Source organism: Nocardioides palaemonis (genome assembly GCF_018275325.1).
Classification (GTDB): Bacteria; Actinomycetota; Actinomycetes; order Propionibacteriales; family Nocardioidaceae; genus Nocardioides; species Nocardioides palaemonis.
This window is the reverse complement of the sequence record NZ_JAGVQR010000001.1, coordinates 1962011-1984565: the sequence shown is the minus strand read 5'-3', so window position 1 is coordinate 1984565 and position 22555 is coordinate 1962011. Positions and strand designations below refer to the sequence as shown.

The window sequence follows — 22555 nt, the reverse complement described above, 5'->3', positions numbered from 1 at the left end:
TGCCGAGCCGCGCCAAGACTCCCACCCGGAGGGGCGGGACGGCGCGGGGGTTGACAACTCGACGCGGTTCGGTGGAGGTTTGGACTAGACCAAAGGTCTATCTCGGGAAGGGACCTCCATGACCATGCGCCTGCTCGGGCCAGCATCCTCGCTCACCACCGCCACCGTCCTCGCCGCCGGCCTCTGCCTGGCCGTTCCGGGCGCCGCCCCTGCTGGTACCGCCGCCCGCCACCCGGGCGGCGGACACGGGCACGGAGACTGCGCACCGTCCGCGGCCACGCCGAAGCGGCAGATGCGCGCCGACTGGATCGCGAGCGTCGTCAACATCGACTGGCCATCGAAGCCCGGCCTCACGGCCCAGCAGCAGCGCGACGAGCTGGTCGCTCTGTACGACCAGGCCGCCGCCCGCGGGCTCAACGCCGTCGTCCTCCAGGTGCGACCGACCGCCGACACCTTCTGGCCGAGCGACCTCGAGCCGTGGTCGCGCTACCTCACCGGCACGCCCGGCGCCGACCCCGGCTGGGACCCGCTCGCCTTCGCGGTGCGCGCGGCGCACGAGCGTGGCCTCGAGCTGCACGCCTGGTTCAACCCCTACCGCGTGGCGATGGACACCGATCGCAGCGCGCTGGACCCCGGCAGCCCCGCCGCGCAGCACCCGGACTGGGTGGTGAAGTACGGCGGCAAGCTCTACTACGACCCCGGGCTGCCCGAGGTCCGCGAGCTCACCACACGGGTGATCCTCGAGGTCGTCGAGCGCTACGACGTCGACGGCGTGCACTTCGACGACTACTTCTACCCCTACCCGGTCGCCGGCCAGGACTTCCCGGACGACGCGACGTTCGCCGCCCACGGCGCGGGCTTCCCCGACACGGTCGAGGGTCGCGCCGACTGGCGCCGGTACAACACCGACCTGCTGGTCGAGGGGCTCGACCAGCGGATCCACGCCGCGAAGCCGTGGGTGCTCTTCGGCGTCTCGCCGTTCGCGGTGTGGCGCAACGCCGGCACCGACCCCGAGGGCTCGGCCACCCAGGCCGGCGCCGAGACCTACGACGACCTCTACGCCGACACCCGCCGCTGGGTGCGCGAGGAGTGGCTCGACTACGTCGCGCCGCAGGTCTACTGGAACATCGGCTTCGCCGTCGCCGACTACGCCGTCCTGGTGCCGTGGTGGGCCGACCAGGTCCGCGACACCGACGTCCAGCTCTACGTCGGCCAGGCCACCTACAAGGTCGGCGTCACCCCGGCCCAGTCGCCGGCGTGGCTCGAGCCCGGGGAGATGAGCCGCCACCTCACCTTCAACCGCGACGTGCCCGAGGTCGACGGCGACATCTACTTCTCCGCCAAGGACGTCCGGGCCAACCGGCTCGGCCACATGGACCTCGTCCAGGCCGACCACTACTCACGCCCGGCCCTCCTGCCGGTCACCGAGGACGTCCCCGGTCGGGCGCCGAGCGGCGTCCACCACCTGCGGGTCCACGAGGGCCGCGACGCCGTGCGGGTCGACTGGCGCGCGGTCCGCGGCGCCGAGCGCTACGCCGTCTACGCCGTCCCCGGCCGCCGCGCCTCGGCGTGCGACCTCGCCGACGCCGCGCACCTCGTCGCCGTCGTCGCGGACGGCTCGACCTCCTGGACGGGGGCGCGCGCGGGCGCCACCACGACGTACGTCGTGACCGCCCTCGACCGGGCTCACCGCGAGAGCCGCCCGGCCTCGCGCACCACCCACCGCCACCACCACCCCACGAAGGGCGGGCGATGACCACCCTCGAACGCGCCGACGGCTCCAAGCAGGAGCAGCTCCGCGCCGCCATCGACGAGCGGCTGCGCAGCCTCGGTCCCGGTGACCTGCTCCCTGCGGAGCGGGTCCTGGCCCAGGAGCTCGGCGTCGCCCGGATGACGCTGCGCCGCGCCATCGACACCCTCGTCGCCGACGGGCGACTGGTCCGCCGGCCCGGCTCGGGGACGTTCGTGGCCGGCCAGGAGAAGGTCTCTCAGCGCCTGGCGGTGTCGTCGTTCTCCGAGGACATGCGCTCGCGCGGGCTGCGGCCGGACAGCCACACCGTGTCGACGCGCCTGGCGCCCGCGGGCACCATGCTCGCGGCCGTGCTCGGCGTGCCGGCCCAGACCGAGGTGCTGCGCGTGCGACGCCTGCGCCTCGCCGACGACGTACCGATGGCGCTGGAGGACCTGCACGTCCCGGCGAGCGTCGCGCCCGGCCTCACCGGCGCGGACCTCGAGGGGGCATCGTTCTACGACCTCCTCGAGCAGCGCTACGGCACGCGCGTCGTGTCCGGCACCCAGAGCGTCGAGCCGGCGCTCGTGCCCGACGAGGAGGCCGGGCTGCTCGGCGTCGCACCCGGCGACCCCGTCTTCCTCTTCGAGCGGACCTCGCGACTGGCCGACGGCCGGGTCGCGGAGTTCGTCCGCTCCACCTACCGCGGCGACCGCTACCGGATCGTCGTCGACATCTTCCCCCCGTCGCCGGCGGACCCGGTCGACACCACTCGGACGAAAGAAGGAACGGCATGAGGCAACGACGCACAGCGGCCGCCCTGGCGGCCCTCGCCCTGCTGAGCGCGGGCTGCGCGGGCGGCACCGGCGGCGGCGACACCGAGATCGACAACGCCGGCGGTGACGTCGACGGCAGCGGCAAGACCCTCGACGTGTGGATCATGGAGGGCACCAACGCCGACGCGACGACCTACTTCGACGACCTGGGCAAGGCGTTCGAGGAGGAGACCGGCGCCGAGCTGGACGTGCAGATGGTGCCGTGGGCCGACGCGCACGACAAGTTCGTCAAGGCCATCGCCGGCGGCACCACGCCCGACGTGGCCGAGGTCGGCACCACCTGGACGCCAGAGTTCGCCGACGCCGGAGCGCTCGTCGACCTCACCGACGCCGTCTCCGAGGCCGGGCTGGACGGCGACCTGGTCGCCGGGCTGCAGGAGGCCGGGACCGTCGACGGCGGCCTCTACGGCATGCCGTGGTACGCCGGCGTCCGCTCCGTGATCTACCGCACCGACGTCTTCGAGGACGCCGGCGTCGAGCCGCCGACCTCGTGGGACGAGCTGGTCGAGGTGGGGGAGACGCTGAAGAAGGCCAACCCGGACATGATCACCTTCCCGGTCCCGGGCGACAGCGAGTACGGCCTCTACCCGTGGGTCTGGGGCAACGGCGGCGAGGTCGCGACCGACGAGGGCGGCACCTGGACCTCCCAGATCGACTCCACGGAGGCGCAGGAGGGCATCTCCTTCTACACCGGCCTCGCCACCGAGCACGGCTTCTCCACCCCGGCCGCCACGACGTGGGACGAGGCCGACCTGTCCGACGCCTTCAGCCGCGGCGACGTCGCGATGATGATCGCCGGCAGCTGGACGCCGGCCGCGCTCGTCGAGGCCAACCCCGACCTCGAGGGCAAGATCGGCGCCTTCCGGATCCCCGGCCCGGACGGTGGCCTGTCGCCGTCGTTCCTCGGCGGCTCGCACCTCGGCGTGTTCGACACCACCGACGACGCCGACCTCGCCTTCGCGCTGGTGCGCCTGATGAGCACGGGCGAGTACGGCGCGGAGTGGGGCGAGCAGACCGGGTTCTTCCCCGGCACCAACGACCTCGTCGCCGACGTCGCGGGCTCCGACGACCCCGTGGTCGCCCCCTTCGCCGAGCAGTTCTCGGAGGCCGGCAAGTCGGTCCCGGTGACCCCGCTCTACGGCCAGGTGCAGGGCAAGAAGACCGTCTCGGCGATGCTCCAGAGCATCCTCTCCGGCGACGCGAGCGTCGAGGAGGCGAGCTCGGCCGCCGCCGACGAGATGGACGACATCTTCCAGAAGGGCAGCTGACCCGCATGACCACCCAGCAGGTCGTCCACGACGACACCGCGCGCCGGGACACGACTCCGGCGGCACCGACACCGCCCCCGCGGCGCCACCGGGGGCTCACCCCCGGGTGGCTGCCGTGGGCGCTGCTGGCGCCCGCGCTCCTCGTCGTGGGCGGCCTGCTGGTCTACCCGCTCCTGTGGGTCTTCTCCCTGTCCGTGCAGGACTTCGGCCTGCGCGAGCTGCGCGAGGGCGGCTTCCACTGGACCGGGCTCGACAACTTCGCCGAGATCCTCACCAACCCCACGCTGTGGCGCACCGCCCTGCCCAACACGGTGGTGTTCGCCGCGGTGTGCGTGGTGCTCACGGTCGTGGTCGGCACCCTCGTCGCGCTGCTGCTCGCCCGGCTCGGGCCGTGGGGCCGCGGCGTGCTGACCACCGCGATCATGGCGGCGTGGGCGATGCCCGCGGTCAGCGGGACGTACGTCTGGGTCTACGTCTTCGACACCAGCGACGGCATGGTGATGCGCCTGCTGTCCTCGGTCGGCCTCGCCGACCCGGACACCACCAACTGGTTCACCGACCGGCTCGCGTTCTACTCCATCGCGACGCTCAACGTGGTGCACCACGGGTTCCCGTTCGTCGCGGTGACGGTGCTGGCAGGGCTGCTCACCGTGCCCAAGGAGGTGCTGGAGTCGGCCGCCATCGACGGCGCCGGGCCGTGGCGACGCTTCTGGCACATCACGTACCCGATCATGAAGCCGATCTTCGCCGTGGTCGTCGTGCTCTCGACCATCTGGGACTTCAAGGTCTTCACCCAGATCTACCTCATGCCCGGCGGGTCCGGCACCGACCGCGACCTGCTCAACCTCGGGACGTGGTCCTACCTCGAGGGCATCTCGCAGAACCGGTTCGGCTACGGCGCGGCCGTCGCGGTCGTCCTCACCGTGCTGCTGCTGGCGGTCACCAGCGTCTACCTCCGCACCCTCTTCAAGCAGAAGGAGCTCTGATGAGCGCCCTCACCACGACCGGCACCGCGCCGGCCGCGACAGGTGCCCGCCCGCCCAGGGTGCGCAAGCGCCCGGCGGTCCGCCTGGCCGAGGGCCTCGGCTTCGTGGTGGTGCTGGCCTTCAGCATCTTCCCGGTGCTGATCATGGTCTCCACCGCCTTCGACAGCCGCGCCAACGACGGCTCGCGCGCCCTGCTGCCGTCGGACCTGTCGCTCGCGAACTTCTCCTTCGTGCTCGGCGAGGGCGGCTTCGGGCGCTACCTGCTCAACTCGCTCGCGGTCGGGCTCGGGACCGTCGTGGTCAGCGGCCTGCTCGCCCTGCTGGCCGCGGTCGCCGTGGCCCGCTTCCGGTTCCGGCTGCGCACCACCGTGCTGGTGCTCGTGCTGGTCGTGCAGATGGTGCCGCTGGAGGCACTGGTGATCCCGCTGTTCATCCAGGTCAGCTCGCTCGGCCAGCTCAACAGCCTCATCGCCCTGATGGTCGTCTACGTCGCCTTCTCGCTGCCCTTCGCGATCTGGATGCTGCGCGGGTTCGTCGCGGCTGTGCCGCCCGAGCTGGAGGAGGCGGCCTACCTCGACGGCGCGTCGTGGCCGCGGATGTTCTGGTCGGTGCTGTTCCCGCTCGTCGGACCCGGTCTGGTCGCGACGAGCGTCTTCTCCTTCATCACGGCGTGGAACGAGTTCGTCTTCGCGATCACCTTCCTCGACGACGAGGACAAGTTCACCGTCGCCGCGGGCCTGCGCCAGTTCTTCACCCAGTACGGCACCGACTGGGGCTCGGTCATGGCCGGCTCCACCCTGATCACCGTCCCGGTCATGATCTTCTTCATCGTCGTCCAGAAGCGGCTCTCCGAGGGCATGGTCGCGGGGGCGGTGAAGGGATGAGCATCGACCCCACGCTGCGCCGGCTGGCGGCCGCGGTCCTGGTCCCCGGCTTCGACGGCACGACCGCACCGCCCTGGCTCCTCGACCTGCTCGACGACGGCCTCGCGGGCGTGTGCCTGTTCGGCCAGAACGTCGCCGATCCCGAGCAGGTCCGGGCCCTCACCGACTCCCTCCACGCGGTCCGGCCGGGCGTGCTGGTCACCTCCGACGAGGAGGGCGGCACCGTCACGCGGCTCGACGTGGCCGCCGGCTCACCGTGGCCCGGACACGCGACCCTGGGCGCGCTCGACGACGTCGCGGTGACCGCCGAGGTCGCCCGCGGGCTCGGCGCACGAGCCCGCGCGCTCGGCGTCGACGTGGTGCTCGGGCCGGTGGCCGACGTCGCTTCCGAGCCCGACAACCCGGTGATCGGGGAGCGCTCGTTCGGCGCCGACCCCGACCTGGTGGCCCGCCACGCCGCGGCGTTCGTGCGCGGCCTGCACGCCGGGGGAGCGGCGGCGTGCGCCAAGCACTTCCCCGGCCACGGCGCCACCCGCACCGACTCCCACCTGACGCTGCCCGAGCTCGACGTGGACGAGGCCACCTGGCGGCGACGGGACCTCGCGCCGTTCGCCGCCGCGGTCGAGGCCGGTGTCGACTGCGTGATGACGGCCCACGTCGTCGTCCGCGCCCTCGACGACCAGCCGTCGACCACGTCGCCGCGAGTCCTCGGGCTGCTGCGTGACGAGCTCGGGTTCGACGGCGTCGTGATGACAGACGCGATCGACATGAAGGCGCTCAGCGCCCGCGTCGGACGTGCCGGCGGCGCCGCCGCCGCGCTGCGGGCCGGTGTCGACCTCGTGTGCGTCGGCAACCCGGTCTTCCCCGAGCGCTACGACGACGAGGCCGCCGCCCGCGAGCTCGTCGACGCGATCGCGCTCGGCGTCCCGGGCGAGCGGCTCGAGGAGGCGGCCGCCCGGGTCTCAGCGCTGCGGATGCCGGCCCCCGGAGCTGCTCCGACCGACGCCGAGGCCCTCGCGCTCGGCGTCCGTGCGGCCGGCGCGGCGCTGTCGCGCCGCGGCGACGTCGGCCTCGCGCCCGGCGTCCCGGTGCTGCTCGCGCCCAGCGAGACCGCGTACGCGGCGGGCACCCGTCCGTCCCAGCTGGCCCGCCACCTCGACGACGTGGTGGCGGTCGACGACCCCGACGCCGCGCTGCGCCACGTGCGCGGACGCGAGGGCCGACCGGTCGTCGCGGTCGAGGGGCGCAGCGGGCCGCGCAGCCGGGCCGTCGTCGAGGCCGTCCTGGCCGAGCGTGCCGACACGCTCGTCGTCCACCTGGGGCCCGACGACCCGCACGCGCCGCCCGCCACCCACCAGCTCACCAGCCACGCCGGGGGGCGCGCCGCCGCCCTCGCCGTGCGCCACGCACTCGTCACGGACACGCAGGAGGACATGTGATCGTCGGGGTCGACCTCGGGAAGACCGGCTGCCGCGCCCGCACGGACGCGGGCATCGAGGCCGCCGGGACCGGTGCGCCCGGGCTGGCCGAGCACGGTGGCGTCGAGGCCGCGCTGCGGGCGGTCCTCGCCGTGCTCGACGAGCTGCCGCGGTCCGGCAGCGTCCAGGCGGTCGCCGTCCAGGCGGTCGCCGTCGGGGCGGCCGGCGCCGAGGCCGCTCCTGCCGCGGCGCGCGAGCTCGCACGTGCCCTGGCCGAGGCGCTCCCCGGCGCCCGGACCGCGGTGACGTCCGACTCAGTCGCCGCCCACGTCGGCGCCCTCGGCGGGCGCCCCGGCGCCGTCCTCGCGCTCGGGACCGGCGTCGTCGCGCTCGCCGTCGACGCAGGCGGGCGTCGCACGCAGGTCGACGGCTGGGGACCCTGGCTCGGGGACGACGGCAGCGGCGCGTGGATCGGTCGCGAGGGACTGCGCGCGGTGCTGATGCACCGTGAGGGACGGGGGCCGGCGACGGCTCTGACCGCTGCGGCCACCGCGCGCTTCGGCGACCTCCAGGCACTGCCGGCCACGCTCGCCGCGGCGGGCAGCACCGCCCGCACGACCGCGACCTTCGCGCCCGACGTCCTCGCCGCCGCGGCGGAGGACGACCAGGCCGCTGCCGACGTCGTCGCCCGCGCGCTCGCGAGCTGGGTCGAGCTCGGCACCAGCGCCGTGCAGGCGGCCGGTGTGCCCGAGCTCGCGCTGGTGGGCGGGCTCGCGGCCGCCGCCAGCCCGACGTGGCCGGCAGAGGTGCACCTGGTCGGCGCCGCGGGTGACCCCGCTGCCGGTGCCCTCCTGCTGGCCCAGCTCACCGACCTGCCCCACGAGGAGGCGGTGGTCCGCTGCGGCCCGATCCACGTCGCCGCGCCGCGCACCTCGTCGGTCGATGACGTCGACGTGCTCGCCACCGAGCAGAGCCGCCCGGACCTCGCTGACCTCGACACCTACGACGCCGATCAGCTCGTGCAGGTGCTCCTCGACGCCGAGGCGACGGTCCCGGCGGCGCTCTCCGCCGCGGCCCCGGCGCTCGCCCGGGCCGTCGACCTCGCCCGCGGCGCGCTGACCTCCGGCGGACGCCTGCTCTACGTCGGGGCCGGGACCCCCGGTCGGCTGGCCGCGGTCGACGCCGCCGAGTGCCCACCGACCTTCGGTGTGACGCCCGACCAGGTCGTGGCGCTCACCGCCGGTGGCGAGGGCGCCGCCACCCAGGCGGTCGAGGGTGCCGAGGACGACCGCGGCTCCGCCGTCGCCGACCTCGACGCGCGCGGGCTCACCGCGCGCGACCTGGTCGTCGGGATCACGGCGTCGGGTCGCACGCCGTACGTCCTCGCGGCGCTCGAGCACGCCCGCGCCGCCGGTGCCGCCACCGTCGCGGTGGTCAACAACCCGCACAGCCCGGTCGCAGCGGCCGCCGACGTCGCCGTGGAGGTGCTGACCGGCCCCGAGGTGCTCGGCGGCTCGACCCGGCTGAAGGCAGGCACGGCGCAGAAGATCGTGCTCAACGTCGTCTCGACGGGCGCCATGGTCGGTGCAGGCCACGCCTACGGCGCGTGGATGGTCGACGTCGCCGCGTCCAACGAGAAGCTGCGCCGCCGCGCGCGCCGGATCGTCCGCGAGGCCGCCGGGGTCGACGACCCGACCGCCCTCGCGGCGCTCGAGGCCTCCGGCTGGCGCACCAAGACCGCCCTGGTCGCCGTGCTGGCCGGGGTCGACGCGACCGAGGCCGACCGGCTGCTGTCCGAGGGCGGGGGCCGGGCCCGCGTGGCCGTCGAGCTCGCGCGGCCTCTGGTGCGGGCCACGTCGTGATTGTCCTCTCCGTCGCGTCGGGCACCTCGGCCGACGGGCTCGACGTCGGGCTGGTCGACCTGTCGCTCGACGACGGGGTCGTCGAGGCCGAGGTGCTCTCGACCTCGGCCGCGCCCTGGCCCGACGGTGTCCGCGAGCAGGCCCTCGCGGTGCTGCCGCCGGCGGTGACCACCGCGCGCGACCTCGCGCTGCTCGACGCGGCGGTCGGACAGGCCGTGGCGGCCGTCGCCCGTGCCGCGTGCGAGGACGCGCCGGTCCGGCCCGACCTGGTCGTGTCGCCCGGTCAGACCGTCCACCACGAGGTGGTCGGGGAGCGGTGCCTGACCACCCTCCAGCTCGGGCAGCCGGCCTGGGTGGCCGAGGCCACCGGGTTGCCGGTCGTGAGCGACCTGCGGACCGCCGACGTGGCCGCGGGAGGCCACGGCGCACCGCTCGCAGTCGTGCTCGACGCCCTGTGGCTCGCGGGCGGCGACGTCCGCGCGGCGCTCAACCTCGGCGGGATCGCCAACATCACCGTCGTCGGGCCCACCGGCGCCGCCGCCCGCGACACGGGCCCGGCCAACTGCCTGCTCGACGTGGTGGCGGAGCGGGTGACGGGCGAGCCGTTCGACCGCGACGGCGCCCTGGCCGCCCGCGGGCGGGTCGACCACGAGCTGCTGGCGCGCCTGCTCCGCCACCCCCACCTCCAGCCGGGGGCGGGCACCTCGACCGGGCGCGAGGTGTTCTCGGCGGCGTGGCTCGACGGGCAGCTCGACGGTCAGCCGTGGCCGGACGTGCAGGCCACGCTGGTCGAGCTGACCGCCGCCACGGTCGCCGACGCGGTGCTCCATGCGCGTCCCGTCGAGGTCGTCGCCTCGGGTGGCGGCACCGCCAACCCGGTCCTCATGGCCGCGCTCCAGCGCCATCTCGGTGACGTGCCGCTCGTCCGGAGCGAGGCCCACGGCCTGCCGGCGGACGGCAAGGAGGCCGTGCTGTGGTGCCTGCTGGGGTTCCTGTCCTGGCACGGCGTGCCCGTCTCCACGGGTGCGCACCCCGCCCGGGTGGCCGGCCGGTTCAGCCCCGGACGGCGCGGCCTCGCACTGCCACCGTCCACGGCCGGCACGCCGAGCCGGCTGCGCCTGCGGCGGTGAGACGATCGGGGCATGAGCGCCCCCGCCCGTCCCTCCCTGCGTGACACCGTCGCCGAACGACCCGTCGTCCTCGACGGCGGCCTGGCCACGCTGCTCGAACGACACGGCCACGACCTGTCCTCGCACCTCTGGTCGGCCCGCCTGCTGCGCGACGACCCGGACGCGGTCGAGGCCGCGCACCGCGAGTTCTTCGAGGCCGGCGCCGAGGTCGCGACGACCGCGTCCTACCAGGTGTCCTACGAGGGCTTCGGCTCCGACGGCGTCGACGCCGGGGAGGTCACCCGGTTGCTGCGCCGCAGCGTCGCGCTCGCGGCGTCCGCCCGTGACGCCGTGGCCCCCGGCGGCTGGGTCGCCGCCTCGGTCGGACCGTACGGCGCGGTGCTCGCCGACGGGTCGGAGTACCGCGGTGACTACGACCTCGACGTGGCCGGGCTGCGCGCGTTCCACCGTCCACGCCTGGAGGTGCTGGCCGCGACCGTGGGGGAGGGGGCCGACGTCCTCGCCGTCGAGACCGTCCCGTGCCTGGCCGAGGTGGAGGCCGTGCTGGCCGAGCTCGACGGCACCGGCGTGCCGGCGTGGCTGTCGCTCTCCGTGGCCGGCGACCGCACCCGCGCCGGCGAACCGCTCGCCGAGGCGTTCGCGATGGCGGCCGACGTCGCCGAGGTCCTCGCCGTCGGAGTCAACTGCACCACCCCGTCCGACGCCACCGCCGTCGTCGCGCTGGCGAGGGAGCGGGGCCCTGCCGTGGTCTACCCCAACTCCGGCCAGGGGTGGGACGCGCAGGCGCGCGCCTGGACGGGGGAGTCCGCGTTCGATCCCGCCGACGTGGCGTCCTGGGTCGCCGACGGGGCCCGTCTGGTCGGCGGCTGCTGCCGGGTCGGGCCCGAGGACGTGTCCGCCCTGCGTGCGACACTCGGCCGGTGACCGCCGACCGCACCCGACCGCACACCGGACAGGTCGTCACGGTGTTCCGCAACCGGCTGCGCGAGCCTGCACGCGAGGCCTATGCCGCCGAGCTCGAGGTCGTGGCCGACCTGGCCCGCTCGATGCCCGGCTTCGTCGAGACCAAGACGTTCGTCGCCGACGACGGCGAGCGGGCCACGATCGTGACGTTCTCCGACGAGGAGAGCCACCGCGGGTGGCGCGAACACCCGCGCCACCGCGCGGCCCAGCGCAACGGGATCTCCGACTACTACGAGGAGTACTCGATCGCGGTCGGCACCACGTCCTACGCCAGCGCGTTCGTGCGCGACGAGGTCAGCCGCTGAGCACCACCAGCTCCTGCGTCGCGCGGGTCATCGCGACGTAGCGGTCGACGGCGCCGGTGACGCCGTCGCCGAGCCGGTCCGGCTGCACGAGGACGACGAGGTCGAACTCGAGCCCCTTCGCCAGGACCGGCGTGAGCGCGCGCACCCGAGGGCCCCAGCGATCGTCAGTTCCCGCACCGATCACGACCGCGGTGCCCTCGGCGTGGGAGTCCAGCCACCCCGCCACGACGGCGTCGAGGTCGCCGGCGGCGCCGTGGCGCACCGGGATCCCGCTCTCGCGCACCGACGTGGGGACGTTGGCCTCCGGGAGCGCGGCGCGGATCACCGGCTCGGCGGCCGTCATCACCTCGGCGGGCGTGCGGTAGTTGACCGTCAGCGGCATCACCGTGGTGGCCGGCAGCCCGACCCGCGCGAGCCGCTCGGCCCACGTCCCGTCGAAACCGTGACGCGCCTGCGCGCGGTCGCCCACGATGGTGAGGCTGCGCGACGGGCAGCGCCGCAGCACCATCGCCCACTCCGCGTCGGTGAGCTCCTGCGCCTCGTCGACGACGACGTGCGCGAACGGCTGGGACAGCGGGTCGGCGTCCTCGTCGGGCAGGGCGCCGTCGTCGACCAGCGCGGTCTGCAGGTCGTCGTGGACGAGCATCGTCACCAGCCCCTCGCCGAACTCGTCCGCCCCCGTCTCCCGGGCGGTCGTGCGGAGGTCGTCGACCACCTCGTCCATCCGGGCGCGCTCGCGGGCCTCGGCGGCCCGCGCCCGGCGACGCCGGCGCGACGCCTCGGGGTCGCCGAGCCGCATCCGGGCGGCGTCGAGCAGCGGCAGGTCGGCGTGGGTCCACGCCTCGGGGTCGCTGCGCCGCAGCGCGCGGACCTCGTCGGGCGCGAGCCAGGGAGCGCAGTGGCGCAGGTACGCCGGAACGGTCCACAGGTCACCGACCAGGTCGGTGTGCTCGAGCAGCGGCCACGCGCGGTCGAACGCGTCGCGCAGTCCGCGGTGCCGGTCGAGGACCGTCCGGAGGTCGTCGGGACCCACCTCGTCGAGCCCGTCGGCGCGGTCGACGAGGATGGTGAGGACCTCGTCCCACACGTCGTCGCGGGCGAGGTTGTGCGGGGTCCCGGGGTCGGGGGCGTCGAACGCCTCCGCCCAGTCCTGCGCCGAGAGCAGGAGGTCGCCCCACGGCGTCTCGACGAGCAGCGGCTCGGTCGGCGGCTCCTCGTAGAGCGCGGCGGCGGGCTCGATCGCGGCAACCATCCGCAGGTCGGCCTTGAGCGCCGCCACGCGGTCGTCGTCCTCGGGCGTGGCGGTCGCCGCCTCCGGCACGAGGTCGTGCAGCGTGCAGGTCCGCACGCCCTCCTCACCGAGACTGGGCAGCACGTCGCCGACGTAGGCCAGGTAGGGCTGGTGCGGACCGACGAACAGCACGCCGCCGCGGCGGTGGCCCAGCCGCGGGTCCGCGTAGAGCAGGTACGCGGTGCGGTGCAGCGCGACGACCGTCTTGCCGGTGCCCGGCCCGCCGTCCACGACCAGCGCCCCGCTCGACGGCGCCCGGACGATCGCGTCCTGGTCGGCCTGGATGGTGCCGAGCACGTCGCGCATCCGAGCGGTGCGGCTGCCGCCGAGCGTGGCGACGAACGCCGACTGGTCGTCGAGGGCCGCCGTGTGGCTCAACGCCTCCTCGGTGAACGCCTCGTCCCAGAAGTCGACGATCCGTCCGCCGGTCCAGCGGTAGCGGCGACGGCTCGCGAGCCCGTGCGGCCGGGCGTGGGTGGCGGCGAAGAACGGCTCGGCGGCGGGGGAGCGCCAGTCGACCAGCAGTCGCCGCCCGTCGCGGGCGGCGAGCCCGAACCGCCCGACGTAGGTCACCTCGTCCCGGTCGGCGTGCACGACGCGGCCGAGGCAGAGGTCGAGGTCGTAGCGGCGCAGGGCGCGCAGCCGGGCGGACACCCGGTGCACCTCCTGGTCGCGCTCGAGGGCTGCGGTGCCGTACCGGGCGGGCGCGCGCCGGACCTCGGCGAGGCTCGCCTCGAGGTCGGCGACCGCGTCGCGGAGGCTGGCGCCGAGGGCGCGGAAGTGTTCCCGGTCGGCGTCGATCAGGGCGGGGTCGGACTTGGCGGAGAGGGCGTCGGGCAGGGCGAAGGGGAAGGTGTCCGGGTGCATCACGCCGTGCAGTGTGGGGCCTCCCCGGGGCCTTGCGGCAAGCCCCCTGATGGCCTATACGTTGAGAGTGGAGGAAGCAGCGGCGGTGCGGGCCGCGTCCGTCTCCTCCGTCCCGATCCTCGACGCGATGGGTGTCCGGCTGGTCGAGGTCGCTGCCGGGCACGCCGTCGCCGAGCTGCCCGCGGAGCCCAACCGCAACCACTTCGGCGTCACCTACGCGGGCTCGCTCTACAGCGTGGCCGAGATGCTCGGCGGGGTCCTCGCGCTGGCGACGTTCGACCTCGAGGACGAGCTCGCCGGGTTCGTGCCGCTGGTCAAGGAGTCGACCATCCGGTTCCGCCGGCCCGCACTCGGCGTCGTACGCGCCGAGGCCACGCTGTCGCCCGCGGACGCCGAACGGGTGCGGCGCGACGCGCTCGCCACCGGCAGGGGCGAGTTCGTGCTCGAGGCGACGCTCACCGACACGTCCGGCGAGGTGGTCGCCACCACGACCGGCACCTACCAGGTGCGCCGGCTCGGGTGATCTCGGCCGACTTCGCCCGCTACTGGCGGGCCGACGCCGTGTCCGGCATGGGCACCAACGTCACCCTGCTCGCGCTCCAGGCGCTCGTGCTGCTGACCCTCGACGGCACGGCCGGCGACGTCGGCTGGCTCAACGCCGCGCGCTGGTTGCCGTACCTCGTGGTCGGGCTGCTCGTCGGTGCGCTCGTCGACGGCCGGCGCCGGCTCCCGCTGATGGTCGGCACCGACCTCCTGCAGGCCGTGCTGCTGCTCACGATCCCGCTGCTGTGGTGGCTCGACGCGCTGTCGCTGCCGGTGCTGCTGGTGGTCGTGGTGGCCTACGGCACCGCCGCCGTGGTCAACATGGCTGCGTCGATGTCGTTCCTGCCCCGTCTCGTCGACGGCGCCGACCTGCAGCGGGCGCACGCCCGCATCGACGGGGCCGACGCGGTGTCGTCGACCGCGGGGCCGGCACTCGGCGGGCTGCTGGTGAGCACCGTCGGCGCGCCGCTCACCGTGGTCGTCGACGCGCTGACCTACCTCTTCTCCGCGCTCACGCTGCGCCGGATCAGGGTCGACGAGCCGCCGGCCCGGACCGGCGTCACGGTCCGCGGGCTCCTCGCGGACGTCGCCGAGGGGTTGCGCTGGGCCTACGGACCGTCCGGGCTGCGCACCCTCGCCCTCGTCACCCACGGGTGGTTCGTCGGCAGCGCGATCGTCGGCGTCGTCCTCGCGCCGTACGCCCTCGTCACGCTCGACCTCTCGGCGGCCCGCTTCGGCCTGGTCGGTGCGGCCGGGGGAGTCGGGGCGCTCGTCGGTGCGTCGATCACGACCGCCGTGGGGAGGCGGCTGGGCACGGGCCGCACGATCATCGCCTGCCACGTCGTGACGACCTGCGGGATCGCGGTGATGCTGCTCGCCGGCGGCGTCGGCTCCGCGACGGGCGCCTTCGCCGTGCTGGCCGCCGGACAGGCGCTCTTCGGGCTGGCGATGGGCGCGAGCAACTCCCACGAGATGAGCTATCGCCAGCTGGTGACGCCCGACGAACTCCAGGCCCGCACCAACACCACGCTGCGCTCGGCCAACCGCGCCGTCATCGTGGTCGTCGCCCCCGTCGCCGGCCTGCTCGCGGACGCCCTCGGCGTACGCGTGGTGCTCGCTGCCGCGGTCGTGGTCTTCGCGCTCGTGGCCGTCGCCCTGGCCGCGTCACCGTTCCGCTCGGTGCGCGCGCCGGTGGGTGCCGGCTGATCCCATCGGTGACATGCTGACCGGGAGGTCAGGAAACCGAGCAGGAGGACGCCCGTGCCCGCAGCGATCCCACCCGACGACCGGCTCGACCCGATCGAGCAGGTCTCCGTCGACGAGCTGCGCAGCGTCCAGCTCGACCGGCTGCGCTGGTCGGTGCGCCACGCGTACGACAACGTCGCGCACTACCGCGCCGCCCTCGACGACGCCGGGGTCGACCCGCGGGAGATCCGGGAGCTGTCCGACCTGGCGCGGCTGCCGTTCACCACGAAGGAGACGCTGCGGCAGAACTACCCGTTCGGGATGTTCGCCGTGCCGCGCGAGGAGGTGGTGCGCCTGCACGCCTCGTCCGGCACCACCGGCAAGCCGACCGTCGTGGGCTACACCCGCGCCGACCTCGACGTCTGGGCGACCGTCGTGGCGCGCTCGATCCGGGCCGCGGGCGGACGACCGGGCGACGTGCTGCACAACGCGTACGGCTACGGGCTCTTCACCGGCGGGCTCGGCGCGCACGCCGGCGCCGAGAAGCTCGGCTGCACCGTCGTGCCGGTCTCCGGCGGGATGACCGAGCGGCAGGTCCAGCTGATCGAGGACTTCCGGCCGGCGGTGATCATGGTGACGCCGTCCTACATGCTCAACATCGTCGACGAGATGGAGCGCCGGGGCCTCGATCCGCGCGCGAGCTCGCTGCGCGTCGGCATCTTCGGCGCCGAGCCCTGGACCGACGAGATGCGCCGGGCGATCGAGGAGCGCCTCGACATGCACGCCGTCGACATCTACGGCCTCTCGGAGATCATCGGCCCCGGCGTCGCGCAGGAGTGCGTGGAGACCAAGGACGGACTGCACGTCTGGGAGGACCACTTCTACCCGGAGATCATCGACCCGACGACCGGCGAGGTGCTGCCGGACGGCGAGGAGGGCGAGCTCGTCCTGACCTCGCTGACCAAGGAGGCGATGCCGGTCCTGCGCTACCGCACGCGCGACCTGACGCGGTTGCTGCCGGGGTCGATGCGCCCGATGCGCCGGATCGAGAAGATCACCGGCCGCACCGACGACATGATCATCCTGCGCGGGGTCAACCTGTTCCCGACGCAGATCGAGGAGCTCGTCCTGGGCGTCCCCGAGCTCACCCCGCACTTCCAGTGCGTACGCCGTCGCGCGGGCAACCTCGACACGCTCACCGTCCGGATCGAGCGCCGCGAGCACGTCGGCACCGAGGTGGGCGACGCCGCCGGACGCCACGTGGCCGACCTGGTGAAGCGGATGATCGGCGTGAGCGTCGAGGTGGAGGTCGTCGAGCCGTTCGGCATCGAGCGGTCGGTCGGCAAGATGCGCCGGATCGTCGACGAGCGGCCGAAGGACTGATCGGCCGGTGCCGTCCCGTTTCGTGCTGCACGACCACCGTCGCCCGAGCCCGCACTTCGACCTGCGACTCGAGGAGGACGGCGTGCTCCGCAGCTGGGCGGTGCCGAAGGGGCTGCCCGACGACCCGGCGCACGACCGCCTGGCGATCGCCGTCGACGACCACGAGCTCGACCACGTCGACTTCGAGGACGAGCACAAGTCCATCGCCGACACCGGCACGTGGACCCTCGAGGACCGCACGGACCGCCGGCTGCTGTTCGTGCTGTCCGGCCGGACCTCGACCCGTCGCTTCGCGCTGATCCACACCGGCGGCACCCAGTGGCTGCTGCACCTCGTCCAGGACCAGTCCGTCAACAAGGGTTGACTTTCCGTCCTTCGTCAATCATGGTTGACGCATGGGGACCGCTGTCGACGCCGAGGAGCCGGGGGAGGAGAGCCCTCTCGAGGAGCTCATGCGCATCGCCCGCGCCAAGCACGAGCTCGCCGCGGCCGAGGCCGTCGCCGTGCGCCGCGCCCGGATCCACGGCTTCAGCTGGGCCGAGATCGGCACGATGCTGGGCGTGAGCAAGCAGGCGATGCACAAGAAGTACGGCAAGTTCGCCTGAGCGGGCGTCACGTTATGTCAGTTGCTGCGATCGTGAAGCCCTGGTGCCACCAGGTGACGCAGGGACTCCACGGTCTTCTGACCAATCCCGTCGGCGTTCTCCCGTCGGCGTTCTCCCAGCGGCGTTCTCCCAGCGGCGTTCTCCCAGCGGCGTTCTCCCAGCGGCGTTCTCCCAGCGGCGTTCTCCCAGCGGCGTTCTCCCAGCGGCGTTCTCCCAGCGGCGTTCTCCCAGCGGCGTTCTCCCAGCGGCGTTCTCCCAGCGGCGTTCTCCAGGGTTCAGGTCGGTCAGGCTCTCGCTGAACATGTCAGGGCATGCACGGCCTGACATGTTCAGCGATCCCCGGTCAGCCGGGGATCGCCCGCCCGAGCAATACCGCCGATAACTGACATTATGTCAGATAGCGGATCCGGCAGCACCCCCGAGAACTACACCGCTGTTACCACGCCCCACCCCCACCTACCCTGACCACGTGGAGCTGCTGACCCTCGCCATCGCGGCGCTCATGGCCATCGTGGTCGCGGCGGTGCTGTCGCGGCGCACCGGCATCGCGACGCCGCTCGTGCTGCTGGTCGTCGGGATCGTGTTCAGCCTGGTGCCGAGCACGCCGGAGTTCGTCCTCGAGCCGGACTGGATCCTGGTCGGCGCGCTGCCGCCGCTGCTCTACGCCACCGCGGTCCAGGTGCCGGTCCTCGACCTGCGCCGCAGCTTCGGGATGATCACGTGGCTGTCGGTGACCCTCGTCGTGGTGTCCGCGCTCGCCGTCGGCGCCGTGGTCCACCTGCTCGTCCCGGGCGTCTCGTTCGCCGCCGGGGTCGCCCTCGGCGCGGTGGTGAGCCCCACCGACGCCGTCGCCGCCACCGCGATCGGCAAGCGGCTCGGGCTCCCCCATCGCCTGATGACCGTCCTCGAGGGCGAGAGCCTGCTCAACGACGCTTCCGCGCTGGTGGTCCTGCGCACGGCCCTCCTCGCCGTCACCGCCGGCTTCAGCCTCACCGACGCGCTCTTCGACTTCGTCCGCGCGGTCGTGCTCGCGCTGGTGATCGGCTACGTCGTGGGGCACGCGACCGTCTGGCTGCGCGCCCGCCTGGCCGACCCGGTCCTCATGACCGCGGTCAGCTTCATCGTCCCGTTCCTCGCCTTCCTCCCCGCCGAGGAGGCCGAGGCCTCGGGCGTCGTCGCCGTCGTCGTGGCCGGCCTCGTCACCGGTCACCACGGCGCGCGCCGCTTCACCGCGCGTGAGCGGCTCACCGAGCGGACCAACTGGCTCACCCTGCAGTTCCTCGTCGAGAACGGCGTGTTCCTGCTGATGGGCCTCCAGCTCGAGGGCCTGCTCCGAGACCTCGACAACTCCAACAACACCCCCGGCCAGGTCGCCGTGGTGTCCGCCGTCATCCTCGCGCTCCTGCTGGTGCTCCGGGTCGGGTTCGTCGGCGTGCAGGTCCTCAGCGAGCGCCGCCAGCAGCCGAGGCTCGACGCGATGCGTGAGCGCCTCGACGAGATCAGCGACCGCGTCGACTCGCTCTCCGACCGACCCAGCCCCCGGCTCGAAGGACCGCGGGGCGAGCGTCGCATCGGCCAGTTCCGGCGCCGCGTGGAGCGCGGCCGCGCGGACGTGGCCTACCAGGAGAGCGAGCCGGTGACCGCGCGCGGTGGAGCCGTGTTGTCGTGGGCCGGCATGCGCGGCGTCGTCACGCTGGCCGCCGCCCTCACCATCGGCGAGGAGATCGACGACCGCACGCTGCTGGTGACCGTCGCCTTCGTGGTCGCCGTCGTGTCGCTCCTGCTCTACGGCGGCACCCTGCCCTACGTCATCCGTCGCCTCGGGGTGTCCGGCACCGACCCCGACACCCACCGCGACGAGGTGCGCGACCTCTTTGGCGGCATCACCTCGCGCGCGGTCGCCGCACTCGGCCCCACGGACGCGATCGTCGTCGACGGCCGCCCGATCGACCCGGCCGTGGCCGAGGAGATGCTCGGCTGGCTCACCCGGGCCCGCGACCGCGGTGATGACTCCCCCGAGGCGCTCTCGCAGGCCTCGCAGCGCGTCCTGCTGCACCGCGAGTTCGTCGCCCGGATGCGCGACGCGCTCCACGAGGAGCAGGCGATCGGCGCCTACAGCACCGACGCACTGCGCCAGGCGTCGCAGATGATCGACGCCCAGGAGCTCCGCCTCGAGAACGGCTGACGCGTCAGTCGAGGGGCGCGTACGTCCCGGTGGTCGCGCCGAGCCCGCGGTCCAGCGACGCCAGGACCTCCTCGACGACCGCCTCGGCCGCCTCGTCCGGCAGCTTCTGCAGCGGCCCCTCCAGCAGCAGCATGGACAGGCCGTGGACCGCCGCCCAGCAGGTGTACTCCGCGCCCGGGCGCGCCGACGACGCCAGGAAGCCCACCGCCTCCATCTCGTCGAGGCAGCCGACCAGCTGGCCGAAAGGACCCTCCCAGGCGGCAGCCTCCGCCTCGACGTCCATGGTCGGCGTCCCGTCCAGTGACGGGTGGTCGGCGAAGGCGACGCGGAACAGCCCGCGCTCGGCCCGGGCGAACGCGACGTAGCCCCGACCCAGCGCGCGCAGCCGCAGCCGCGAGCGGCGTACGGGGTCCGTCTCCCCCACGGCGTCCAGGCGTCGACGACCCTCCTCGCCGAGCGCGGCCATCCCGGCGCCGGCGATCTCCCCCATCAGCTCCTCGCGGTCGGCGAAGTGCCGGTAGGCCGCGTTGTGGCTCACCCCCACCCGGCGGGCCAGGTCGCGCAGCGCCACGCCGTCGGGCCCGGACTCGCGGACGGCGGCGACCCCCGCCTCGACGAGGGCGGCTCGCAGGTTGCCGTGGTGGTAGCGCGCGGTGCTCACGGGCAGAGGCTAACCCACCGCGACGGAAATGTTGACAGCGGTCACATGAGGGTCCCATCATCGGGATGTTGACACCGACAACACCCACCAGCGAGGAACCCATGTCCCGACCCGTCCACCGGCCACTCGTGCTCGTCACGGTCTGCCTGGCCACCTTGAGCATCAACCTCGACACCACGATCGTGAACGTCGCGCTCCCCGAGCTCGCCACCTCCCTCGACGCCGGCACCCGCGAGCTGCTGTGGATCGTCGACGGCTACAACCTCGCGTTCGCCGCGCTCGTGCTCGCCATGGGCAGCCTGTCGGACCGGTTCGGGCGCCGCCCCGCGCTCGTCCTGGGCCTGCTCGGGTTCGCGATCGCCACCGGCGTCGCCGCGCTCGCCTCCACCGCCGGCCAGCTGGTCGCGCTCCGCTTCGCGATGGGCGTCTGCGCCGCCCTGATCTTCCCCACGACGCTCTCGATCATCGCCAACACCTTCCCCGACCGCCGCGAGCGGGCCGCCGCCCTCGGCGCCTGGGGCGCGAGCACCGGGCTGGGTGTCGCGCTCGGCCCGGTCAGCGGCGGCTGGCTGCTCGAGCACTTCACCTGGCACTCGGTCTTCTGGGCGCTCGTGCCGGTCGCGCTGGTGGCGACCGCGATGACCCTCGCCTTCGTCCCCGAGTCGCGCGACCCGGCCGTGCCCCGGCTCGACCTCCCCGGGCTGGCCGTGTCGGTCGCCGCGCTGGGGCTGCTGACCCACACCATCATCGAGGGACCCGACCGCGGCTGGTCCAGCGCCGCGACCCTCGCGGGCTTCGCCGGCGCGCTGGCGCTCATCTCCCTGTTCGTCCGGATCGAGCGCCGCGTCGAGCACCCGATGCTCGACGTCACCCTCTTCGCCGATCCCCGCTTCAGCGCCGCCTCCGGGGCCGTCACGGTCGCCTTCTTCGCGCTCTTCGGCTTCATCTTCCTGATCACGCAGTACTTCCAGTTCGTCCGCGACTACTCCCCGCTCGGTGCCGGCGCCCGCACGATCCCGGTCGCACTGGCCATCGCGGTGGCGTCGGCCCTCGGCGGTGTGCTCGCACCCCGGCTCGGCACCAAGGCCGTGGTCTCGACCGGGCTGGCGATGCTCGGCGCCTCGTTCCTGTGGATCTCGCGCAGCGGCGTCGACGTCGACTACGCCACCGTGATCGTCCCGCAGATGGTCCTGATGGGCATCGGGCTCGGCCTGGTCAGCACACCTGCGACGGAGTCGATCCTCCAGGTCTTGCCGCCGGCACGCGCCGGCGTCGGCTCGGCGGTCAACGACGCGACCCGTGAGCTCGGCGGCACCCTCGGCGTCGCCGTCATCGGCTCGATCTTCTCCAGCGTGTACGCCGACCGGCTCGCCGAGCTGCTGGCCGGCAGCCTGCCGTCCGGCCAGCTCGAGGCCGCCCAGGACGGCGTCGCCGTCGCCTCCGCGATCGGCGACCGGGTCCCAGCCGTGCAGGACGCCCTCGCCACCGCGTTCATGGACGGGCTCGCCGTCGGGTGCACGGTCATCGGCGTCCTGTGCCTGCTCGGAGCACTGGGTGCGCTGCTCGCGCTGCCCGGACGCCGCTCGCCTAGGTTGGACGCATGGCCCACACCCCAGTCCACGAGCTCAACGACGGCACCACCCTCCCCGCAGTCGGCTTCGGCACCTACCCGCTGACGGGCGAGGACGGCACCACCGCGCTGGTCGGCGCCCTCGAGGCCGGCTACCGGATGCTCGACACGGCCGTGAACTACGAGAACGAGGAGGAGGTCGGGGCGGCGCTGCGCCGCTCCGGCCTCCCCCGCGACGAGGTCGTCGTCGCGAGCAAGATCCCGGGCCGCCACCACGCGTACGACGACGCGATCGCCTCGGTGCGCGGCTCGCTCGAGCGCCTCGGCGTCGAGCGCACCGACCTCCACCTCATCCACTGGCCCAACCCGGGCCGGGGGAAGTACGTCGAGGCGTGGCGGGCGCTCGTGCAGCTGCAGCGCGACGGGCTGGTCCGCTCGATCGGCGTCTCGAACTTCACCGAGGAGCACCTCACCCGGATCATCGACGACACCGGCGTGGTCCCGGCGGTCAACCAGGTGGAGCTGCACCCGCGGTTCCCGCAGGAGCGGATGCGCGAGGTGCACGCGCGGCTCGGCATCGTCACCGAGGCGTGGAGCCCGATGGGCAAGCGCCGCGCACCGCTCGACGAGGACGCCGTCACGTCGGCCGCCCGGGCCCACGGCGTGACGCCCGGGCAGGTCATCCTGCGCTGGCACGTCCAGCTCGGGACGCTGCCGATCCCGAAGTCCGCCGACCCGGAGCGCCAGCGGCAGAACCTCGACGTGTTCGGCTTCGAGCTGGCCCCCGACGAGGTCGACGCGATCGGTGCCCTGGCCGAGGACGACGGCCGGCTCTTCGGCGGCGACCCCGACACCCACGAGGAGATGTGACGGGTGCTGGTTAC

20 protein-coding genes are annotated in these 22555 nt (G+C 74.0%); 18 read left to right on the top strand and 2 right to left on the bottom strand.

The annotated features are described in order from the left end of the window. Positions 1-118: 118 nt before the first annotated feature. The 10 genes from KDN32_RS09730 to KDN32_RS09685 are packed head-to-tail and all read left to right on the top strand — an operon-like array spanning position 119 to position 11381. The gene (locus KDN32_RS09730; RefSeq protein ID WP_211731785.1) at positions 119-1756 is read left to right on the top strand and encodes a glycoside hydrolase family 10-like protein; all 1638 of its coding nucleotides are present in this window, start codon (positions 119-121) and stop codon (positions 1754-1756) included. Further along, entirely contained in the window at positions 1753-2526 is a 774-nt protein-coding gene (locus KDN32_RS09725; protein ID WP_211731784.1) for a GntR family transcriptional regulator, read from the top strand. The genes KDN32_RS09730 and KDN32_RS09725 overlap by 4 nt, the downstream gene beginning before the upstream one ends. Next, positions 2523-3833: a sugar ABC transporter substrate-binding protein gene (locus KDN32_RS09720; protein WP_211731783.1), complete on the top strand. Its 1311-nt coding sequence runs from the start codon at positions 2523-2525 to the stop codon at positions 3831-3833. Before KDN32_RS09725 ends, KDN32_RS09720 begins: the two co-directional genes overlap by 4 nt. 5 nt (positions 3834-3838) lie before the next feature. After that, on the top strand, positions 3839-4819 hold the full coding sequence (locus KDN32_RS09715; RefSeq protein WP_211731782.1) for a carbohydrate ABC transporter permease: 981 nt from the start codon (positions 3839-3841) through the stop codon (positions 4817-4819). Then, a complete protein-coding gene (locus KDN32_RS09710) occupies positions 4819-5703 on the top strand; it encodes a carbohydrate ABC transporter permease (protein WP_211731781.1) in 885 nt (294 codons plus the stop codon). Before KDN32_RS09715 ends, KDN32_RS09710 begins: the two co-directional genes overlap by 1 nt. After that, positions 5700-7142: a glycoside hydrolase family 3 protein gene (locus tag KDN32_RS09705; RefSeq protein WP_211731780.1), complete on the top strand. Its 1443-nt coding sequence runs from the start codon at positions 5700-5702 to the stop codon at positions 7140-7142. Before KDN32_RS09710 ends, KDN32_RS09705 begins: the two co-directional genes overlap by 4 nt. Beyond that, positions 7139-8983 carry an N-acetylmuramic acid 6-phosphate etherase gene (gene murQ, locus KDN32_RS22845; RefSeq protein ID WP_211731779.1) on the top strand — a complete coding sequence of 615 codons (1845 nt, stop codon included), beginning with the start codon at positions 7139-7141 and terminating at the stop codon, positions 8981-8983. The genes KDN32_RS09705 and murQ overlap by 4 nt, the downstream gene beginning before the upstream one ends. Continuing rightward, positions 8980-10113: an anhydro-N-acetylmuramic acid kinase gene (locus tag KDN32_RS09695; protein ID WP_211731778.1), complete on the top strand. Its 1134-nt coding sequence runs from the start codon at positions 8980-8982 to the stop codon at positions 10111-10113. Before murQ ends, KDN32_RS09695 begins: the two co-directional genes overlap by 4 nt. Before the next feature lie 12 nt (positions 10114-10125). After that, positions 10126-11037 (top strand): homocysteine S-methyltransferase, encoded by a 912-nt coding sequence (gene mmuM / locus KDN32_RS09690; protein ID WP_211731777.1) that lies wholly within the window; start codon positions 10126-10128, stop codon positions 11035-11037. After that, positions 11034-11381: an antibiotic biosynthesis monooxygenase family protein gene (locus KDN32_RS09685; RefSeq protein WP_211731776.1), complete on the top strand. Its 348-nt coding sequence runs from the start codon at positions 11034-11036 to the stop codon at positions 11379-11381. Before mmuM ends, KDN32_RS09685 begins: the two co-directional genes overlap by 4 nt. Here the strand turns inward: KDN32_RS09685 and helR are convergent. Continuing rightward, positions 11371-13539, bottom strand: a complete 2169-nt coding sequence (gene helR / locus KDN32_RS09680) for an RNA polymerase recycling motor ATPase HelR (RefSeq protein ID WP_211732472.1) — start codon at positions 13537-13539, stop codon at positions 11371-11373. The two genes, KDN32_RS09685 and helR, sit on opposite strands and share 11 nt — an antisense overlap. Positions 13540-13606: 67 nt before the next feature. On the opposite strand from helR, the gene KDN32_RS09675 reads away from it, so the two are divergent. The 6 genes from KDN32_RS09675 (at position 13607) to KDN32_RS09650 (ending at position 19440) form a co-directional block, all read left to right on the top strand. Next, on the top strand, positions 13607-14062 hold the full coding sequence (locus tag KDN32_RS09675; RefSeq protein ID WP_211731775.1) for a PaaI family thioesterase: 456 nt from the start codon (positions 13607-13609) through the stop codon (positions 14060-14062). Next, positions 14059-15288, top strand: coding sequence for an MFS transporter (locus KDN32_RS09670; protein ID WP_307853900.1), 1230 nt, complete (start codon positions 14059-14061; stop codon positions 15286-15288). The genes KDN32_RS09675 and KDN32_RS09670 overlap by 4 nt, the downstream gene beginning before the upstream one ends. Positions 15289-15342: 54 nt before the next feature. After that, positions 15343-16650 (top strand): phenylacetate--CoA ligase PaaK, encoded by a 1308-nt coding sequence (gene paaK / locus KDN32_RS09665; protein WP_211731774.1) that lies wholly within the window; start codon positions 15343-15345, stop codon positions 16648-16650. Positions 16651-16657: 7 nt separating this feature from the next. Beyond that, the gene (locus tag KDN32_RS09660) at positions 16658-17014 is read left to right on the top strand and encodes a DNA polymerase ligase N-terminal domain-containing protein (RefSeq protein ID WP_211731773.1); all 357 of its coding nucleotides are present in this window, start codon (positions 16658-16660) and stop codon (positions 17012-17014) included. Positions 17015-17045: 31 nt separating this feature from the next. Continuing rightward, complete coding sequence (locus KDN32_RS09655) at positions 17046-17255, top strand: helix-turn-helix domain-containing protein (RefSeq protein WP_249216400.1); 210 nt, start codon at positions 17046-17048, stop codon at positions 17253-17255. A gap of 469 nt (positions 17256-17724) precedes the next feature. Beyond that, positions 17725-19440, top strand: a complete 1716-nt coding sequence (locus KDN32_RS09650) for a cation:proton antiporter (RefSeq protein ID WP_211731772.1) — start codon at positions 17725-17727, stop codon at positions 19438-19440. A gap of 4 nt (positions 19441-19444) precedes the next feature. Here the strand turns inward: KDN32_RS09650 and KDN32_RS09645 are convergent, their stop codons facing one another. Further along, positions 19445-20101 (bottom strand): TetR/AcrR family transcriptional regulator, encoded by a 657-nt coding sequence (locus tag KDN32_RS09645; RefSeq protein ID WP_211731771.1) that lies wholly within the window; start codon positions 20099-20101, stop codon positions 19445-19447. 101 nt (positions 20102-20202) lie between these two features. On the opposite strand from KDN32_RS09645, the gene KDN32_RS09640 reads away from it, so the two are divergent. Continuing rightward, entirely contained in the window at positions 20203-21777 is a 1575-nt protein-coding gene (locus KDN32_RS09640) for an MFS transporter (RefSeq protein ID WP_211731770.1), read from the top strand. After that, positions 21702-22541 (top strand): aldo/keto reductase, encoded by an 840-nt coding sequence (locus KDN32_RS09635; protein WP_211731769.1) that lies wholly within the window; start codon positions 21702-21704, stop codon positions 22539-22541. The genes KDN32_RS09640 and KDN32_RS09635 overlap by 76 nt, the downstream gene beginning before the upstream one ends. Positions 22542-22555: the final 14 nt, after the last annotated feature.

What these genes read in the sequence shown, in the direction of transcription:
- KDN32_RS09705 (WP_211731780.1), top strand. Translation starts at nt 5,700, where the DNA reads ATGAGCATCGACCCCACGCTGCGCCGGCTGGCGGCCGCGGTCCTGGTC.
- KDN32_RS09730 (WP_211731785.1), top strand. Translation starts at nt 119, where the DNA reads ATGACCATGCGCCTGCTCGGGCCAGCATCCTCGCTCACCACCGCCACC.
- KDN32_RS09715 (WP_211731782.1), top strand. Translation starts at nt 3,839, where the DNA reads ATGACCACCCAGCAGGTCGTCCACGACGACACCGCGCGCCGGGACACG.
- KDN32_RS09640 (WP_211731770.1), top strand. Translation starts at nt 20,203, where the DNA reads ATGTCCCGACCCGTCCACCGGCCACTCGTGCTCGTCACGGTCTGCCTG.
- KDN32_RS09710 (WP_211731781.1), top strand. Translation starts at nt 4,819, where the DNA reads ATGAGCGCCCTCACCACGACCGGCACCGCGCCGGCCGCGACAGGTGCC.
- KDN32_RS09725 (WP_211731784.1), top strand. Translation starts at nt 1,753, where the DNA reads ATGACCACCCTCGAACGCGCCGACGGCTCCAAGCAGGAGCAGCTCCGC.
- KDN32_RS09635 (WP_211731769.1), top strand. Translation starts at nt 21,702, where the DNA reads ATGGCCCACACCCCAGTCCACGAGCTCAACGACGGCACCACCCTCCCC.
- KDN32_RS09720 (WP_211731783.1), top strand. Translation starts at nt 2,523, where the DNA reads ATGAGGCAACGACGCACAGCGGCCGCCCTGGCGGCCCTCGCCCTGCTG.
- helR (WP_211732472.1), bottom strand. Translation starts at nt 13,539, where the DNA reads ATGCACCCGGACACCTTCCCCTTCGCCCTGCCCGACGCCCTCTCCGCC.
- mmuM (WP_211731777.1), top strand. Translation starts at nt 10,126, where the DNA reads ATGAGCGCCCCCGCCCGTCCCTCCCTGCGTGACACCGTCGCCGAACGA.
- KDN32_RS09655 (WP_249216400.1), top strand. Translation starts at nt 17,046, where the DNA reads ATGGGGACCGCTGTCGACGCCGAGGAGCCGGGGGAGGAGAGCCCTCTC.